The organism is Mesorhizobium erdmanii (assembly GCF_013170725.1).
Taxonomy (GTDB): Bacteria; Pseudomonadota; Alphaproteobacteria; order Rhizobiales; family Rhizobiaceae; genus Mesorhizobium; species Mesorhizobium erdmanii.
Map to the genome: position 1 here is coordinate 3,890,839 of NZ_CP033361.1, position 17,175 is coordinate 3,908,013.

The 17,175-nt window shown below is 63.3% G+C and carries 17 protein-coding genes; 12 read left to right on the forward strand and 5 right to left on the reverse strand.

Annotation, left to right across the window (positions count from 1 at the left end; translation table 11 throughout):
• The first annotated feature begins 74 nt into the window (after positions 1 to 74).
• From EB233_RS18820 to EB233_RS18840, 5 genes are all read left to right on the forward strand, one after another.
• Positions 75 to 1,136 (forward strand): glycosyltransferase family 4 protein, encoded by a 1,062-nt coding sequence (locus tag EB233_RS18820; protein WP_064988596.1) that lies wholly within the window; start codon positions 75 to 77, stop codon positions 1,134 to 1,136.
• A gap of 44 nt (positions 1,137 to 1,180) precedes the next feature.
• On the forward strand, positions 1,181 to 3,343 hold the full coding sequence (locus tag EB233_RS18825) for an amylo-alpha-1,6-glucosidase (RefSeq protein WP_064988843.1): 2,163 nt from the start codon (positions 1,181 to 1,183) through the stop codon (positions 3,341 to 3,343).
• A 105-nt stretch (positions 3,344 to 3,448) separates the two neighbouring features.
• Complete coding sequence (locus EB233_RS18830; protein WP_064988597.1) at positions 3,449 to 5,218, forward strand: alpha,alpha-trehalose-phosphate synthase (UDP-forming); 1,770 nt, start codon at positions 3,449 to 3,451, stop codon at positions 5,216 to 5,218.
• Positions 5,215 to 6,000 (forward strand): trehalose-phosphatase, encoded by a 786-nt coding sequence (otsB, locus tag EB233_RS18835; protein WP_064988598.1) that lies wholly within the window; start codon positions 5,215 to 5,217, stop codon positions 5,998 to 6,000. The genes EB233_RS18830 and otsB overlap by 4 nt, the downstream gene beginning before the upstream one ends.
• 45 nt (positions 6,001 to 6,045) lie before the next feature.
• Positions 6,046 to 6,258, forward strand: a complete 213-nt coding sequence (locus EB233_RS18840) for a hypothetical protein (RefSeq protein WP_064988599.1) — start codon at positions 6,046 to 6,048, stop codon at positions 6,256 to 6,258.
• Between the two features lie 8 nt (positions 6,259 to 6,266).
• On the opposite strand, the gene dprA is transcribed toward EB233_RS18840, so the two are convergent.
• The 4 genes from dprA to EB233_RS18860 are packed head-to-tail and all read right to left on the reverse strand — an operon-like array spanning position 6,267 to position 10,289.
• Entirely contained in the window at positions 6,267 to 7,400 is a 1,134-nt protein-coding gene (gene dprA / locus EB233_RS18845; protein WP_064988600.1) for a DNA-processing protein DprA, read from the reverse strand.
• Positions 7,397 to 7,984 carry a glycerol-3-phosphate 1-O-acyltransferase PlsY gene (gene plsY, locus EB233_RS18850; protein WP_064988601.1) on the reverse strand — a complete coding sequence of 196 codons (588 nt, stop codon included), beginning with the start codon at positions 7,982 to 7,984 and terminating at the stop codon, positions 7,397 to 7,399. Before plsY ends, dprA begins: the two co-directional genes overlap by 4 nt.
• Before the next feature lie 56 nt (positions 7,985 to 8,040).
• Positions 8,041 to 9,327, reverse strand: coding sequence for a dihydroorotase (locus tag EB233_RS18855; protein ID WP_064988602.1), 1,287 nt, complete (start codon positions 9,325 to 9,327; stop codon positions 8,041 to 8,043).
• Positions 9,324 to 10,289, reverse strand: coding sequence for an aspartate carbamoyltransferase catalytic subunit (locus EB233_RS18860; RefSeq protein WP_064988603.1), 966 nt, complete (start codon positions 10,287 to 10,289; stop codon positions 9,324 to 9,326). The genes EB233_RS18855 and EB233_RS18860 overlap by 4 nt, the downstream gene beginning before the upstream one ends.
• 224 nt (positions 10,290 to 10,513) lie before the next feature.
• On the opposite strand from EB233_RS18860, the gene EB233_RS18865 reads away from it, so the two are divergent.
• The 3 genes from EB233_RS18865 (at position 10,514) to EB233_RS18875 (ending at position 13,181) form a co-directional block, all read left to right on the forward strand.
• Positions 10,514 to 12,142, forward strand: a complete 1,629-nt coding sequence (locus EB233_RS18865; protein ID WP_064988844.1) for a DNA alkylation response protein — start codon at positions 10,514 to 10,516, stop codon at positions 12,140 to 12,142.
• A gap of 149 nt (positions 12,143 to 12,291) precedes the next feature.
• A complete protein-coding gene (locus EB233_RS18870; RefSeq protein ID WP_064988604.1) occupies positions 12,292 to 12,840 on the forward strand; it encodes a hypothetical protein in 549 nt (182 codons plus the stop codon).
• A complete protein-coding gene (locus tag EB233_RS18875; protein ID WP_081293958.1) occupies positions 12,840 to 13,181 on the forward strand; it encodes a DUF6105 family protein in 342 nt (113 codons plus the stop codon). The genes EB233_RS18870 and EB233_RS18875 overlap by 1 nt, the downstream gene beginning before the upstream one ends.
• Here EB233_RS18875 and ruvX read toward each other — a convergent pair.
• Positions 13,099 to 13,605 (reverse strand): Holliday junction resolvase RuvX, encoded by a 507-nt coding sequence (ruvX, locus tag EB233_RS18880; protein ID WP_064988606.1) that lies wholly within the window; start codon positions 13,603 to 13,605, stop codon positions 13,099 to 13,101. The two genes, EB233_RS18875 and ruvX, sit on opposite strands and share 83 nt — an antisense overlap.
• Positions 13,606 to 13,729: 124 nt before the next feature.
• Between ruvX and EB233_RS18885 the strand changes: the two genes are divergently transcribed.
• From EB233_RS18885 to EB233_RS18900, 4 genes are all read left to right on the forward strand, one after another.
• Complete coding sequence (locus tag EB233_RS18885; protein WP_064988607.1) at positions 13,730 to 14,437, forward strand: metal-dependent hydrolase; 708 nt, start codon at positions 13,730 to 13,732, stop codon at positions 14,435 to 14,437.
• A 389-nt stretch (positions 14,438 to 14,826) separates the two neighbouring features.
• Complete coding sequence (gatC, locus tag EB233_RS18890) at positions 14,827 to 15,114, forward strand: Asp-tRNA(Asn)/Glu-tRNA(Gln) amidotransferase subunit GatC (RefSeq protein ID WP_027051910.1); 288 nt, start codon at positions 14,827 to 14,829, stop codon at positions 15,112 to 15,114.
• 7 nt (positions 15,115 to 15,121) lie between these two features.
• Positions 15,122 to 15,577 (forward strand): GNAT family N-acetyltransferase, encoded by a 456-nt coding sequence (locus tag EB233_RS18895; protein ID WP_027051909.1) that lies wholly within the window; start codon positions 15,122 to 15,124, stop codon positions 15,575 to 15,577.
• Positions 15,577 to 17,142, forward strand: a complete 1,566-nt coding sequence (locus EB233_RS18900; RefSeq protein ID WP_064988608.1) for an amidase — start codon at positions 15,577 to 15,579, stop codon at positions 17,140 to 17,142. Before EB233_RS18895 ends, EB233_RS18900 begins: the two co-directional genes overlap by 1 nt.
• Positions 17,143 to 17,175 lie beyond the last annotated feature (33 nt).

Genomic DNA, 17,175 nt, shown 5'->3' on the forward strand with positions numbered 1-17,175 from the left:
GCCAATAAGGACGGAACTATCCTGCGCCTGAAACATTTGGCTCCATGACCAGCTCATCGAGGGAAAGCCGGGCCATGAAGATTGCCCATGTCGCGCCACTGTACGAATCGGTTCCGCCAAGACTCTATGGCGGGACGGAGCGCATCATCTCCTACCTCACCGAGGCGCTCGTCGGTCTCGGCCATGATGTGACGTTATTTGCCAGCGGTGACACGAAGACTTCCGCCAAACTGGTGCCATGCCGCGAGCGGGCGCTTCGTCTCGATCCGCGTCCACTGAAATCCGAGATCGCGGCGCATCTATCGATGCTCGATGAGGTGAGGAAACGCGCCGACGATTTCGATGTCGTTCACTTTCATCTCAGCCATTTCCTGCATTTCCCGTTTTTCCGCGACGTGCCGCAGCGTACGGTCACGACGCCGCATGGCAGGCTGGATTACGCGGATCTCCCGCAGGCCTATAACCGGTTCCCGCGCTTCCCGATGATTTCGATATCGCGCAGCCAACGGGCGCGGTTCGCGTCCGCGAACTGGCTGGCGACAATCCACCACGGGTTGCCGCTCGATCTCTACGAACCCGATTTCGAGGCGGGCACGGATGGCGGCTATCTCGCCTTTCTCGGCAGGATGTCGCGCGACAAGCGGCCGGACCGGGCGATCGAGATCGCCCGCCGCACCGGGCTGAAACTCAAGCTCGCGGCCAAGATCGGCGATGGCGATCGCGCCTATTTCGAGGAAGTCGTCCAACCGCTGATCGACGGCGACAGGGTCGAATATGTCGGCGAGATCAATGAGGACCAGAAGAGCGGATTTCTCGGCAATGCAGCCGCCCTGCTGTTCCCGATTGATTGGCCCGAACCCTTCGGCCTTGCCGTGATAGAGGCCATGGCCTGTGGAACCCCGGTCATGGCCTGGAGTTGCGGCGCCATGCCCGAGATCGTCGACTATGGTGTTACCGGATTCGTCGTGGAAACCATCGAAGACGCTGTCGCCACCATGCCGGCTCTCCTGCAACTCGACAGGCGGCGCATAAGGGCGGTGTTCGAAAGGCGGTTTTCAGCCGACAGAATGGCGAGCGACTATGTCGCCGCCTACTCCCGGCTGAGCAGCGGCCATGAGGAAAGCAGAGCCTCGTAACGCTAACCCGTTCGAAAAACCAGCACGGGACAATCTTCTTGACCATCACTCAACTCGACGAGCGCAAGCTTGATCCGGCCATAGCATTGGCGTCCCTCGACGAGACCGCGCCCAGGGAGCCGCACCGCCTGTTCGCTCTCAAGCATGGCGATTGTTTTGCCGTTGCCGATGCCTATGGCGACATACGTGGTGTCGGCGATGGCTTCTTCCGTGACGATACCCGCGTGCTTTCCGAATTTCGCCTCACCGTCGGCGGGCGATCGACGTCGTTGCTCGGTGCATCGCTCAGCCAGGACAATGTGCTGTTCACCACCAACCTGACCAACCTGCCGATCGAGAGCGCGGCAGGCCGACAGATCCCGCAAGGTGCTATCCATATCGAGCGCGTCAGGCTGCTGTGGGAGGAACGGCTATATGAGCGCATAACGCTCTCGAACTACAGCCGGGAGCATTCGACGATCTTGCTGTCGCTGAGTTTCGGCGCTGATTTCCGCGACATGTTCGAGGTCCGCGGCTCGACCCGTTCGAAGCGTGGAACCGCCCACACGGCCGAGATTACCCGCAATGCGGTCGTGCTTGGTTACGAAGGCCTGGACAAAGTGGTGCGGACATCGGCGATTTCTTTTTCGCATACTCCTGATCAACTGACCTCCGAGCGGGCGGACTTCTTCATCGCCGTTACCAAGCGCAGCAGCCAGACGCTTTATGTGGAAGTGGGCAACGAGACCGATGCTCGCCCCGAAAGCGACCGGTTTCGCGCTGCTGCCGCCCGTGCTCGTTTCGGCATGCGTGCCAAACGCCGTCATGGCGCGACGCTGCACAGTTCAGGCCGCGTTTTCAACGACTGGATGGAGCGGGCCCGCGCCGATGTCGCGCTGCTGACCACGGAACTGGCGACCGGGCCATATCCCTATGCCGGCATTCCCTGGTTCTCCACCGCCTTTGGCCGGGATGGCGTGATCTCGGCCTTGCAGATGCTCTGGCTCAATCCTGGCCTGGCGCGCGGCGTCCTGGCGTTTCTCGCCCAGCATCAGGCAACCGAGACCTCTCCGTTCAGCGATTCCGAACCTGGCAAGATCATGCACGAGACCCGCAAGGGCGAGATGGTGGCGCTCAGCGAGTTGCCGTTCGGTCGCTACTATGGCGGCGTCGATACGACGCCGCTCTATATCCATCTTGCCTGCGCCTATGCGGACCGCACGGGGGACACGGCCTTCATCGATGACCTGTGGCCGTCGCTGTGCGCCGCGGCTGAGTGGATCGAAACGGCGAGCCGTTCGACGGGATTCCTCACCTACCAGCGCGCCGCCGAATCGGGCCTGGCCAACCAAGGATGGAAGGACAGTTTCGATTCTGTCTTCCACGCCGACGGCCGCATCCCGAAGGGGCCGATCGCGCTGGTCGAGGTGCAGGGGTACGTCTTCGCGGCGTTCCAGGGGTTGGCGAAACTGGCACGGCTACGTGGTGACGTGGAGCGGGCGGAAAGCTGGGAAATGCGCGCCGATGCTATTCGCCAACAGGTCGAGCGCCGTTTCTGGGTCGAAGAGCTCGGCTACTATGCGCTGGCGCTGGATGGAGACGGCCAGCCTTGCAAGGTGCGCACATCCAATGCGGGTCACCTGCTTTACGTCGGCCTTCCCAGCCCGGATCGCGCGCGCATGGTCGCCGACCAGCTGCTGTCAGCCTCTTTCCATTCTGGTTGGGGGCTGCGAACGCTGGCGGACGACGCGATCTTCTTCAATCCGATGTCCTATCACAACGGGTCCATCTGGCCGCACGACACCGCGATCTGCGCTGCCGGACTGGCGCGATACGGCATCCGCGACAGCGTGGTGCGGCTGATGAGCGGAACCTTCGAATCCGCCGTCCATTTCAACATGCGGCTGCCCGAGCTCTTTTGCGGCTTTACCCGCGCGGCCGGCGAAGCGCCGATCGCCTATCCGGTGGCCTGCCTGCCGCAAGCCTGGTCCGCCGGTTCAGCCTTCATGCTGATGCAATCGTGCCTCGGCCTCCAGATCGATGGTTGGACAGGCGAAATCCATGTGACCCGGCCGCGCCTGCCGATCGGCATCGACAGCCTCGTCATTCGTCATCTTTCAGTAGGACAGGCAGCGGTGGATCTGACGTTTCAGCGCGTCGGGGATCGTGTCGGCGCCTTCCTCGCCGAGCCTCATGAAGGGCTGGTGCCTCTCGTGGTCAGGAGCTGAAAAATTGGAACCATCCCGCGCCACGGGCGTTGCACCCGCGCCATGGGTGCCGAAATCAGGTCGATGAAGTCGCTGAGGTATCCCATTGAAAGGTAATCGATTTCAATGCCCGACAACAGTTCGTACCTGGTCATTCCCGTGTTCTCATTGTGGGTTCTCATCCTCGTAGCGGTCGGCGTCCTGGCCATTGTGCTGGTCGCGATGATGTTGCGCGCGCGCGCGTCGAACGGGCCGGTCGCTGTGGCCTCGGAACCTGCGCGCGGTCCCTTGCCGGAATTCGAGAAGAATGGGCAGTCGGCCGCCGCCGCGCTGGTGCAATGGTCGCCTGAAACGCTTCGTCATATACTGGCGACCGAACTCCCCGAAGCCCAGGTGATTGTCGTCTCGAATCGCGAGCCGTATATCCACAATCGCAACGGCGACGACATCCAGCTGGTCGTACCCGCCAGCGGGCTCGTCTCCGCCCTGGAGCCGATCACGCGCGCCTGTGCGGGCACCTGGATCGCCTATGGCGGCGGTTCGGCCGACACGCTCGTCGTCGACAAGAACGACCGCATCGAGGTGCCTCCCGAGGATCCTTCCTACACGCTCCGCCGGGTCTGGCTAAGCGAGGAGGAACAGCAAGGCTACTATCTAGGCTTTGCCAATGAAGGTCTCTGGCCGCTATGCCATATCGCCTTCACCCGGCCGATATTCCGCGCCTCCGATTGGGAGGCATACGAGGCGGTCAACCGCAAATTCGCCGACACCGTCATCGCGGAGGCCCGCAACGAGCGGCCGATCGTGCTGGTCCAGGACTATCATTTCGCGTTGCTGCCGCGAATGATCCGCGAGCGCCTGCCGGAGGCGATCATCATAACTTTCTGGCATATTCCATGGCCGAATTCGGAAGTGTTCAGCATCTGCCCGTGGCGCGAGAAGATACTCGAGGGCCTGCTCGGCAGTTCGATTGTCGGCTTTCACACCCAGTTCCATTGCAACAATTTCATCGACAGCGTCGACCGCTTCCTGGAGAGCCGGATCGAGCGCGAGGATTCGGCCATCTCCTACGGCGGTGAGATCAGCCTGGTCCATGCCTATCCGATCTCAATCGAATGGCCGCCGGTGCAACTGGACAGACTGGCTGACGTGACGCAGTGCCGCCGGCAGGTTCGCGAAAAATTCGACCTGGGCGAAAATGTCCGGCTGTGCGTGGGCGTCGAACGGCTCGACTACACCAAGGGTATCCTCGATCGCCTCAACGCGCTGGATGAACTGCTGAAGCTTCATCCGGAATGGATCGGCAAGGTGGCACTCCTGCAGATTGCAGCACCTAGCCGTGGCACCTTGCCTGCCTACCAGCAGCTCTACGAGGAGTGCCTGCGCCACGCCGAGGACCTCAACCGGCGCTATGGCCGCGAAGGCTACACGCCCGTCCTGATGGTCACGGAACACCATTCACAGCAGCAGGTCTACGAAATCTACCGTGCCGCCGACGTCTGCATGGTTACCAGCTTGCATGACGGCATGAACCTGGTCGCCAAGGAGTTTGTCGCGGCGCGCGAGGATGAACAGGGTGTGTTGCTGCTCAGCATGTTTGCCGGCGCCTCGAAGGAGCTGCTGGAGGCACTGATCGTCAATCCCTATGACGCGGCGATGATGGGCGACGCCTTGATGCAGGCCTTGACGATGTCTGAGGAGGAACAACGCCAGCGCATGCAACGCATGCGCGAGGTCGTTCGCGACAACAATGTCTATCGATGGGCGGGCAGCATGCTTCTGGACGCCGCGCGCCTGCGCAAGCGCATCGCGGTCGATCGTGCCGTCGGCGCCGCGCCAGCGGCGCCGGGCAATGTGATATCGCTGCTCGATCGAAAACGCGTGGCGGCGTTATGAGGTCTAAACTGTCAAACCTGCCGGTGCCCGAGGTCCCGCAAGGGCCGTGGAGCCTGTTCCTCGATATCGATGGCACGCTTCTCGAACATGCCGCGCATCCCGATGCGGTGGCTGTAGACGAGGGGTTGCGCGCACTCTTGGTGCGGCTCGAAGCGCAATTGGATGGAGCGTTGGCGTTCATTACCGGGCGGTCGATCGCCGCCGTCGACCACCTTTTCCAGCCTCTCAGATTGCGCGCCGCGGGACTTTATGGCCTCGAACACAGGCTGGTACGCGATGGGGCGGTCGAGGCGGCCGTCGAACCGGCTGACATTGCCGCGCTTGCCGACGAAATCGCGGCGGAACTGGACAACGCGGATGTCTATATCGAACGCAAGGGGCCGATCCTGGCCATTCATACGCGCGCGGCCCCGCATTTGCTGAAGCGCGCAACCGACCTGGTCGAACAGGCACTTAACAGATTACCCGCGGGATATCGGGTCTTGGCCGGAAATGCCGGTGTGGAGCTGATGCCGCTGGAGGCAGCAAAGGGAGCAGCCATCCGACGCTTCATGCAAACTGCGGCTTTCAGGGGCCGGCGGCCGGTGTTCCTCGGTGACGACACATCCGACGAAAACGGATTCGAAGTGGTCAATGAATTGGGCGGTATCTCGGTTCGCATAAAGCCGCAGGGATCGACAGCGGCACCGTTTGCGCTGGCCGGCGTCGATGCGGCCTTGGCATGGCTGGACGGCCTGGCCGGGCGCGGGACCGCCGCCACGCCAGCCGAAATGGCCAAGTGAAACCGGCATCCGAGCCCCCCGGTTTACGCATGGAAGGAGTTTGCAATGACCCAACTGACCAGCCTCATCCGGGAAATCATGCCCGCCTGGCTGCGGCGGCGCTCCGGGCCCCTAGACTGTGATGCCAAGACGGCGGCCGGGCCGTTGCACCCCGAAGACGCCGACGCAGTCTGGCGCAAGGCTGTCGAAAAGAACCAGTTTGGAGCCAACACGCCGGATTACGCCGAGACCAGCGAGAAAGAACCCAGCCGCCATTGATGGCTGGGTCAGCCATCCCCGAACAGTAGCGAAACGTTGCCGCCGGCATGGCGATCGAGCCGGCCGGCGAGGTCGAGTTCCAAAAGCACCATGAAAACCTGGGCCGGGTGCAGGCCGGTGTGCCGAATGATCTCGTCGATAGCCACGGGTGTCGGGCCGAGCGCCTCGATGACCTTGGCGCGGTCGCTCTCGCCGGGTGGCGGCGTGGCCGAGAAGTCGGGCGGCTCTTCAAATGGCGGCACCTCAGGCGCCCGCATGCCGGTCAGCGGCGCGATCGCCCTGGCAATGTCCGATGCCTCGGTGACCAGCGTGGCGCCGTCCTTGAGCAGGCCGTTGGTGCCAGCGGCCCGGGGATCGAGCGGGGAGCCGGGCACGGCAAACACCAGCCGGCCCATTTCGCCGGCAAGTCTCGCGCTGATCAGCGAACCCGACCGCTGTGCTGCCTCGATCACCACCAGCCCGAGGGCAGCACCAGCGACAAGGCGGTTGCGGCGTGGAAAATCCTGGGCGCGTGGCTGCCAGCCGAACGGCATTTCCGAAATGATGGCGCCGCGCCCGGCGATTTCGTCGCACAGACCAGCATTTTCAGGCGGGTAGGGCAGGTCGAGGCCTCCGGCGAGCACACCGATGGTACCGGTCGCCAAACTGCCCTGATGCGCTGCGGTGTCGATGCCGCGTGCCAGCCCCGACACGATGCCATAGCCGTCGCCGCCAAGATCGGTCGCCAGCATGCGCGCCATCTTTATGCCGGCCAGCGATGCGTTGCGAGCGCCGACAATGGCAATGCCCGGCAGCCGGAACACCGCGGCATTACCCTTCACCGCCAGCAGGGGCGGTGGATTGTCCATGCTTCTCAGCATTGGCGGATAATCGGGCTCGCCAATGCCGACGAAACGCGCGCCCGCCCGCCGGGCTGCTTCCAACTCGGCCTCGGCCTCGGCAATCGATGGAATGCGGGCTATCCGGCTGGCACCGCCCGAAATCATCAGTTCCGGTAGGATTTCCAGCGCCACCTCGGCGGACCCGAAGCGGTTGATCAGGTCGCGAAAGGAGGCAGGTCCGACATTCTGGGTACGGATCAGCCGCAGCCAGCTCAGCCGCTGCCGGTCGCTGAGGCGCGGCCCGGCGGCAGGCTCGCTCATCCCTTGGCTCCGATCTTGCCCTCGCTGCCGGCAAGGAGCCGCGAAATGTTGGCCCTGTGCTTGATGAAAACGATGATGCTCATCACCACGAATAGGACGGCGGTCTGCGGCGCGCTCATGAAATAAAGGGCAATCGGCACGACGACGGCCGCCGTCAGCGCTGCCAGGGAGGAATAGCGAAACAGGAATGCCATCACCAGCCAGACGACGGCGAAGATGAGCGCCACCTGCCAGGCAAGGCCGATCAGCACGCCAAGATAGGTGGCGACGCCCTTGCCACCCTTGAAGCCCAGCCAGACCGGGAAGAGGTGGCCGAGAAAAGCGCCGAGGCCGGCCCAGACCGCCGTTTCCGGCGCGAAATGGCCTGATATCACAACGGCGACCGTGCCTTTCAGCGCATCGAGCAGCAAGGTCGCGGCGGCCAGGCCCTTGTTGCCGGTGCGCAGCACGTTGGTGGCGCCGATATTGCCGGAGCCGATCTTGCGCACGTCACCGAGGCCGGCGGCGCGGGTCAGCAGCAGGCCGAAGGGAATCGAGCCCAGGAGGTAGCCGAACACCAGCGCCAGGATCAGGCCGTAAGTCATTGTTTCTCCCGCATTTCCCCCAGATAGGCGAGATCAGGTGCGCGCCCGTTCTTAGCCTATGCCGAGAACACTGTGCGGCCCGCCACCAGCGTTTGCAAGACCTTGCCTTGCAGGCGCGCACCTTCGAAGCAGGTGTTCTTCGAGCGCGAGCGGATGCCGCTTTCGCTGACGATCCATGGTTCATCGAGATCGACAAGCGCAAGGTCGGCTACGGCGCCGGGCTTCAGCGTGCCACCGGACAGTCCAAACAGTTTTGCCGGCGCGGTGGAGAGCGTTTCGATCAGCCGCAGCAACTGCACATCGCCATTGTGGTAGAGCCGCAAGGCCGCGCCGAGCAGCGTCTCCAGCCCGATGGCACCGGCGGCCGCGTCGGCGAAGGGCAGGCGCTTGGTGTCGACATCCTGAGGATCGTGGGAGGAGACGATGATGTCGACCGTGCCGTCCCTGACCGCCTCGATCATCGCCAACCGGTCTTCCTCGGCGCGTAACGGCGGTGTCAGCCGGAAGAAGGTGCGGTATTCGCCGACGTCGTTTTCGTTGAGCGACAGATTGTGGATCGATACGCCTGATGTGACCGCCGCACCGTCGGCTTTCGCGCGCGTCACGGCGTTTGCCGCCATCGCCGTCGAGATTTTTGCCGCATGGTAGGAGCCGCGCGTCAGCCGGGCCAAAGCCAGGTCGCGTTCCAGCGGGATCGATTCGGCCTCGCGCGGAATGCCGGAGAGGCCGAGCCAGCTGGCGTACAGGCCTTCATTCATGACGCCTGACGAGCCGAGGTCGGCATCCTGCGTCTCATGCACGATGGTGGCGCCGAAGTCGCGGGCGTAGGTGAGCGCGCGGCGCATCACCAGCGCGCTCGATATGGTGTGGCGGCCATCGGTGAAAGCCACGGCGCCGGCCTCGCGCAACAGGCCGAATTCGGTCATCTCGCGGCCATCGAGCCCTTTGGTGATCGCCGCCGCCGGGAAGATGTTGACGCTCGCCGTGTCCTTGGCGGTACGCAGCACGAACTCGACCAGCGCCACATTGTCGATCACCGGGTCGGTATCGGGCATCATGACGACGGAGGTGACGCCGCCGGCCGCCGCCGCGACACTCGCCGAAGCGATGGTTTCGCGATGTTCGCCGCCTGGCTCGCCGATGAAAACGCGACCATCGATCAGGCCTGGAATGATCGCCTTGCCGGCGCAATCGGTAATGATGGCGCCATCGGGCGCGCCCTGGTTCAACGCTGCCTTGCCCGCGGCAAGGATTTTCTTGCCATCGACAATGAGAGAGCCGACTTCATCGATGCCGCGCGAGGGGTCGACGATGCGGGCGCGTTCAAAGACCGTTATGCTCATGCGCCGCGGCCTTCTTGATTGCGACGGGGGTCGAGCAGCGCTTCCATCACCGCCATGCGCACGGCGACGCCCATCTCCACCTGTTCCTGGATGACGCTTTGCGGGCCGTCGGCGATTTCCGAGGCGATTTCGACGCCGCGGTTCATCGGGCCGGGATGCATCACCAACGCATCGTCCTTGGCGGCCTTCAGCTTCTGGGCATCGAGGCCGAAATAGCGGAAATATTCGCGCACCGAAGGCACGAAGGCGCCTTCCATGCGCTCGCGCTGCAGGCGCAGCATCATCACCACGTCGGCGTCCTTGAGGCCTTCGGCCATCGATCGGGTGACGATGACGCCCATTTTCTCGATGCCGGAGGGCAGCAGAGTCGAGGGTGCCACCACGCGTACCTGCGCGCCGAGTGCGTTGAGCAGCATGATGTTGGAACGCGCGACGCGCGAATGCAGGATGTCGCCGCAGATCGCCACGATCAGCTTCGACAGCGGCCCCTTGGCGCGGCGGATGGTCAGCGCGTCGAGCAACGCCTGGGTCGGGTGTTCATGCGCACCGTCACCGGCATTGACGACGGAGCAGCCGACTTTCTGCGCCAGAAGAGCGGCGGCACCCGCCGACTGGTGGCGGATGATCAATATGTCGGGCCGCATGGCGTTCAGCGTCATCGCCGTGTCGATGAGCGTCTCGCCCTTCTTCACCGAAGAGCTTGCCACCGACATGTTCATGACATCGGCGCCGAGCCGCTTTCCGGCAAGCTCGAAGGACGACTGCGTCCGGGTCGAGGCCTCGTAGAAGAGATTGATCTGGGTGCGTCCGCGCAGCGTCGAGGTCTTTTTCTCGGACTGCCGCGAGATCGCGACCGCCCTGTCCGCCCGGTCCAGCAAAAGCTCGATGTCACCAGGCGAAAGATCGCTGATGCCCAGAAGATGGCGGTGGGGATAGAGTGGCAGGGACGAAGCGTCGGTCATCTCAAGTGGCTGCTATAGGGTGCGGATTTTGCGCCCGCAAGCACCAGCTTTCGTTTGGCGCCGTTCTCCTCATTTTTTTGTAGAGATGGCCGATTAGATCGGCCGGTATTTTCGTCGCGCGCGCGGCAACGCTTGGCTATATCTAGCCGAGGGCCTCGGATTCGAGGCTTTCGCACGATAAGACCTTTCTACCGACAAAAGGTCTACCGATAAAAGGATTGGGCGTGACTGACGACGTAACGAACCAGCCGCCGCCGTTGACGGGCGGCAACGCCTGGCGGGGCGATCCGTTGCTGATCCAGCTTGCCGAGCGCTTTTCCGATCCGGTGCGCAAGGAACTAGACGGGCTCGGCCGTTTCGTGCTGACGCAGGAGGCGCAGGAACTTGCGCGTCTCGCCAATGTCGAGATGCCGAAACTGAGGACGCATGATCGCCAGGGACGGCGCATAGACCTTGTCGAATTCCATCCCGCTTACCACGCCTTGATGCGCCGTTCGGTGGCCAATGGGCTGCATTCGTCGGTCTGGGAAAATGGTGACGCCGAGATCGGCCGCCGCCATCAGGTGCGCGCTGCCCGTTTTTATCTGACCGCCGAACTCGAGACCGGGCACCTTTGTCCCATCACCATGACCAGCGCTTCGCTGGCGGCATTGATGGCCAGCCCAAAGCTGTTTCGCGAATGGGCGCCGCGCGTGACCACGCGCAAATATGACCAGAGCCAGAAGCCGCCGGTGGAGAAGACCGGACTGACGCTCGGCATGGGCATGACGGAGAAGCAGGGCGGCACCGATGTGCGCGCCAATGTGACGAGGGCTGAACGCGCCGGCAGCGGTTTTTATCGCCTGACCGGGCACAAATGGTTCATGTCGGCGCCTATGTCGGATGCCTTCCTGGTGCTGGCGCAGGCGCCGGAGGGACTGTCGTGCTTTCTCGTGCCGCGCGTTCTCGGCGACGGATCGGGCAACGGCTTCCGCTTCCAACGGCTGAAGGACAAGCTCGGCAATCGCTCCAATGCGTCTTCCGAGGTCGAATTCGTCAATGCCATCGGCGAGATGGTTGGCGAACCCGGCGCCGGCGTGAAGACGATCATGGACATGGTGACCCTGACCCGGCTCGACTGCGCGGTGGCGTCCTCGGCTCTCATGCGGGCGGGGCTGGCGGAAGCCGTTCATCATGCTCGCCATCGCCAGGTTTTCGGCTCGACCTTGATCGAGCAGCCGCTGATGCAGCGCGTGCTGGCCGACATGGCGCTGGATGTTGCCGCGGCCACGGCGCTGTCGTTCAGGCTGGCGCGCTCCTTCGACGAGGCGGCGGGTGATCGCGGCGAGGCGGCGTTTGCCCGTGCCATGACGCCGGTCGTCAAATACTGGGTGTGCAAGATTGCACCGCCGCTGCTTTACGAGGCGATGGAATGCCTCGGCGGCAATGGCTATGTCGAGGAGGCGCCGCTCGCCCGCTATTACCGCGAAGCCCCTGTCAATGCGATCTGGGAAGGGTCGGGCAATGTCATGGCTCTCGATGTGCTGCGCGTGCTTGGCCGCGCGCCTGGGCTGTTCGAAGAGGTGCTGGCCGGCATCGACCGCGACCTCGGCGCCGGCGGGCGCGGCACGATCGGTGTGCTGAAGGCGGCGATGCAGGTGGCTTCGACCGACGAGGGCTCGGCGCGCCTGCTGACGGAGCAACTGGCGCTGTCGGCCGCCGCGGCGGAACTGCGCCGGCTGGGGGCAGGGCGAATCGCCGATGCCTTCGTCGAAACGCGCCTGGCCGGTCAGTGGCGCAACACCTATGGCATGCTCGATTCGCGCCACGACGCGCGCATGATCATCGACACGCTCTATCCGCCGGTGAACTGAGCCGGGTGCTGCAAGCCGCTGGGGCTTCGATCGGCTGAACACATCCGAAGGGGAATGCCCTGTGGATCGCCGTTAACCTTAACAAATGGTTTCCATTGCGGCGGCGGGCGGCAAAGCCCACTGTCATCGCTGCCGAAGCAGGAACCACGATGCGACACGTAATGACCTCCTTTCTGTCCGTGCACTGGGCAATTGTTTTTGCCCTGCTGGCGCTGATCTGCATCGACGGTGATCGCGGTGTGGCGGCAGCCCTCGGCGTACTCGGTGTGACCGTCGAGAGCGCCCGCTTCGTCAATCTCGAAAATCTCGTCGTGGTCGCGCCGCTGGCGACCGCCTTGCTGGTCGTCTCGGTGCTGTTCTTCTGGGCCTTTGTCGATTCCCTGATCAGCGATGCGACCAGCCCGGGCGCCGACAGCGTCGTTCGTATCGCCTTCATTTCGGCTTCCGGTGTGTTGTCGATGATCCTGATCGGTGGCGCCGCGCAGGGCATCAACGGGCTTTTCATGGTCGTCGCGGTGCAACTGGCCGCACTTCTGGCCTCCTATGTCGCGATGCTCGCCGAGCGCCGCTCGGCGGAGGCGTCGGATGACCTCGATTTCCGGGCTACGGCGCACACAATGGCGAAGGCAGCGGCTCACAATTCGCTGCTCTCCCTGATATCGGGCCGGGCCAGCCCGAAAGGGAAGGGAGGTCGCTGATGCGTTATATCTTCGGAATGTGGGCGGCCCCGATGGCGATTTTCTGGGGCTGGTTCTATCTGTCGGCCAACGACCTCAATTTCGGCTACGTCATGCTCAGCCGGCGGACGCATGACTTCTTCTTCCAGCTCTACGGTCAGATGCTGGGCATCGACCCTTCGATCATCCCCGGAATGGTAGCCAAGACGTGCATCTTCGACGGGTTTCTGTTGCTGGCCCTCTGGGCTTTCCGCCGCCGTCGCGAAATCGCCGGCTGGATCAGTCGGCGTTGGGCGGTCCAGGTTCCGTTCGATCGGCTGCATCGAGCGACTGAAGCCGGTCCAAAACTCCCTGCAGAATAAAGGCGGCCGCCGCCGAATCGATCTTGCCGGCACGTTTGGCGCGCGAAAAGTCCATTTCGATCAGCGTCCTCTCGGCCGCGACCGTCGAGAGCCGCTCATCCCAGAATACGAAGGGCAGGTCGCTCAATTGCGCCATGTTGCGCACGAAGGCGCGTGATTTCTGCGCACGCGGCCCCTCCGATCCATCCATGTTGATCGGCAGCCCGATTACCACCGCGCCGGCGTTCTCCTTCTTGAGCAACGCCAGAAGCACGGCGGCATCGAGCGAGAATTTCCTTCGCATGATGACCGGGCGTGGATGGGCGAAGGAGAAGCCCCGATCGGAAACCGCGACGCCGATGGTCTTGTCGCCGAGATCGAGCCCCGCCAGCGTCCTGCCATCGGCGAGCCGTGCCGGCAATTGCTCAATCGTGATGATAGCCAACAGTTTTCCCTTGTCTTTTTAAGCAGCGCCCATCCTTCCGGAGGCGCGGCGGACACTATACCCTTTGATCTCCGGGCCATCGGCGTTCTATCCTTTGACCCGGCAAAAATCGAGGAATGCATTCATGGAACTGACCTGGTACGGCCATTCGGCCTTCCGTATCGAAACCGGCGACGCCAAGATCCTCATCGACCCCTATCTGATCGGCAATCCGTCCTGGACAGGCGGCTGGGAAGGGCCGGCGGAGGGGATAACGCATGTCTTGCTGACGCACGGACACAGCGACCATATCAGCGGTGCGCTGGAAGTGCTCGGCAAGAGCGGCGCGCAGCTGGTCGCCAATTTCGAGGTCTGCATGTATCTGGTCGGCAAGGGCGTCGACGGCGGCAAGATCAATCCCGGCAATATCGGCGGCACGGTCGATTGCGGCGGCTTCACCACCACCTTCGTCCAGGCGCTCCACTCGTCCTCTTTTGGCGAAGACGGCGGCAGGAACGTCTATCTCGGCAATCCGGGCGGGCTGGTTCTGCATTTCCCGGAAGACAAGACGCTCTACCACATGGGCGATACCGATATCTTCTCCGACATGGCGCTGATCAACGAACTGCATGAGCCGAAGATCGGCATCGTGCCGATCGGTGACCGCTTCACCATGGGCGGTGCGGTGGCGGCCCTTGCCTGCCGCCGCTTCTTCAAGTTCGACACGGTCGTCCCTTGTCATTTCGGTACGTTTCCGATGATCGATCCGACGCCCGAGAAGTTCGAGGCCGGCCTGGAAGGGTCCGGGGTCAAGGTCGCATTGCCCGACATCGGCAAAGCGATTACGATCTAGAAACAACCAAAGCGGAGCAAATCCGTGGGGTTGGGGCGATCTGGCTGGTGTTCCCAAAGCTGGAACCGCACGTCGCGGATCGCTGCAATCTCTCCTGCGAAAGTTGTTCGAGCCAATCCAATCATGGCCATTCCGGCACTAGGATCCCTATCTGGCATGTCGACCGCTTGAGCCCGGCTGTTCCAATGCGGAATTGCGAGCCTTCGCCGCGCGTGGACCCATGCGGCAGTGTTCGTCAAGGAAGCGATTGTTCGAGTTGTCCGCCCTGTTGCGCCGTCCCAAGAACCGGGCCGGCACGGCAGTCTGGCGTGATGCCTTGGCACGATGCATGTTGCGCAGTGCGCGCCGCGCCGCTATAGCGCGGACTGGTTTTCCCCGAGGCAAAATGTATGTCCGTTGATGTCAAGACAGTGAAGCGCGTGGCGCGTCTCGCCCGCATTGCGGTCAGCGAAGACGATGCAGAGCGCATGACCGGCGAGCTGAACGCCATACTGGGCTTTGTCGAGCAGCTGAACGAGGTCGATGTATCAGGCGTCGAGCCGATGACCTCGGTCACGCCGATGGAGATGAAGAAGCGTCAGGACGTCGTCACCGACGGCAACAAGGCGGCCGACATCGTCGCCAACGCACCGGCGACCGAAGAGAATTTCTTCCTCGTGCCGAAGGTCGTGGAGTAAGGCCCCGATGGCAATCGAGATCGCCATCGAGACACCGCTACAGGACGACGTGCGCGGCCTGGTCACCGAACTCAACGAGACCTTGCTTGAACTGACGCCGCCGGAGCATTGTTATCACCTGACGGTGGAACAGATGGCGGGCCAGGACACGACGGTTTTCATTGCCCGTGACAATGGCCTTGCCATCGGTTGCGGGGCGCTCAAGCGTCACGGCGCCGGGATCGGCGAGGTCAAGCGCATGTATACGCGGCCTTCGCATCGCGGCCAGAGAATCGGCGCCAGGATCGTCGAGCGGGTCGAGGCGCTCGCGAGGCAGGAAGGACTGAAGCGGCTGGTGCTGGAGACGGGCGATCGTCATCCAGCCGCCTGGGCCGTCTACGAACGTGCCGGATTTTCGCGCTGCGGCCCGGTGCTGGATTATCCCGATTCCGAGTGGTCGGTGTTTTACGAAAAGAGCCTTTGATGAGCGACCTGACCCGACTGACGATTTCGCAGGCCCGCGCCAAGCTGCGCGGCAAGGAAATCACCGCGACCGAGATAACAGAGGCCTATCTCTCGGCGATCGACCGCGCCAATCCGGCGCTCAATGCCTATGTCGCGGTGACCGGCGACAAGGCGCTAGATATGGCCAAGGCGTCGGATGCCAGGCTCGTCAAGGGTGAGGGCGGGACACTGGAAGGCATTCCGCTGGGGATCAAGGACCTGTTCGGCACCGAGGGTGTTCATACCCAGGCCTGCAGCCATGTGCTCGACGGCTTCAAGCCGCGCTATGAATCGACCGTCACATCAAATCTGTGGGCCGACGGCGCCGTCATGCTCGGCAAGCTCAACATGGACGAGTTCGCCATGGGCTCGTCGAACGAGACCTCCTATTATGGACCGGTCATCAATCCCTGGCGACGTTCGCGCCTCGATACGGTGGTGATGCCGACGACGCATCAGGGCGATGGTGGCTTCGTCTCGGCCGGCGGCACGAGAACCCAGCGCAGCCTGGACAATGCGCAACTGGTGCCGGGCGGTTCTTCCGGCGGCTCGGCCACCGCCGTCTCGGCCTTCCTATGCGCCGGCGCGACTGCCACGGATACCGGCGGTTCGATCCGCCAACCGGCCGCCTTCACCGGCACGGTCGGCATCAAGCCCACCTATGGCCGCTGCTCACGGTGGGGCATCGTCGCCTTCGCCTCGTCACTCGACCAGGCTGGACCGATCGCGCGCGACGTGCGCGATGCCGCGATCCTGCTGAAGTCCATGGCCTCCGTCGACCCGAAGGACACGACCTCGGTCGATCGGCCGGTGCCGGACTATGAGGCGGCGATCGGCAAGCCGATCAAGGGCATGAAGGTCGGCATTCCCAGGGAATACCGCGTCGACGGCATGCCCGAGGAGATCGAAGCCCTGTGGCAGAAGGGCATTGCCTGGCTCAGGGATGCCGGCGCCGAGATAGTCGACATTTCCCTGCCGCACACCAAATACGCGTTGCCTGCCTACTACATCGTAGCGCCCGCCGAAGCTTCGTCCAACCTGGCGCGCTATGACGGCGTCCGCTACGGCCTGCGCGTGCCCGGCAAGGACATCGTCGACATGTATGAGAAGACCCGCGCCGCCGGCTTCGGCCGCGAGGTCAAGCGCCGCATCATGATCGGCACTTACGTGCTGTCGGCCGGCTATTACGACGCCTACTATCTGCAGGCGCAGAAGGTGCGCAACCTGATCAAGCGCGACTTCGAGAATGTCTTCGCCGCCGGCGTCGACGTCATCCTGACGCCGGCGACGCCATCCGCCGCCTTCGGCATCGCCGACGAGGACATGGCCGCCGACCCGGTCAAGATGTATCTCAACGACATTTTCACCGTCACTGTGAACATGGCCGGCCTGCCGGGCATCGCCGTGCCCGCGGGGCTCGACCCCAAAGGGCTACCGCTTGGCTTGCAGCTGATCGGCAGGCCTTTCGAGGAAGAAACGCTGTTTCAGACCGCTGCCGTCATCGAACAGGCGGCCGGCACATTTCAGCCGGAAAAGTGGTGGTAAGGGCATCGCTCGTCTAGCGCATGGGTCGCGAGA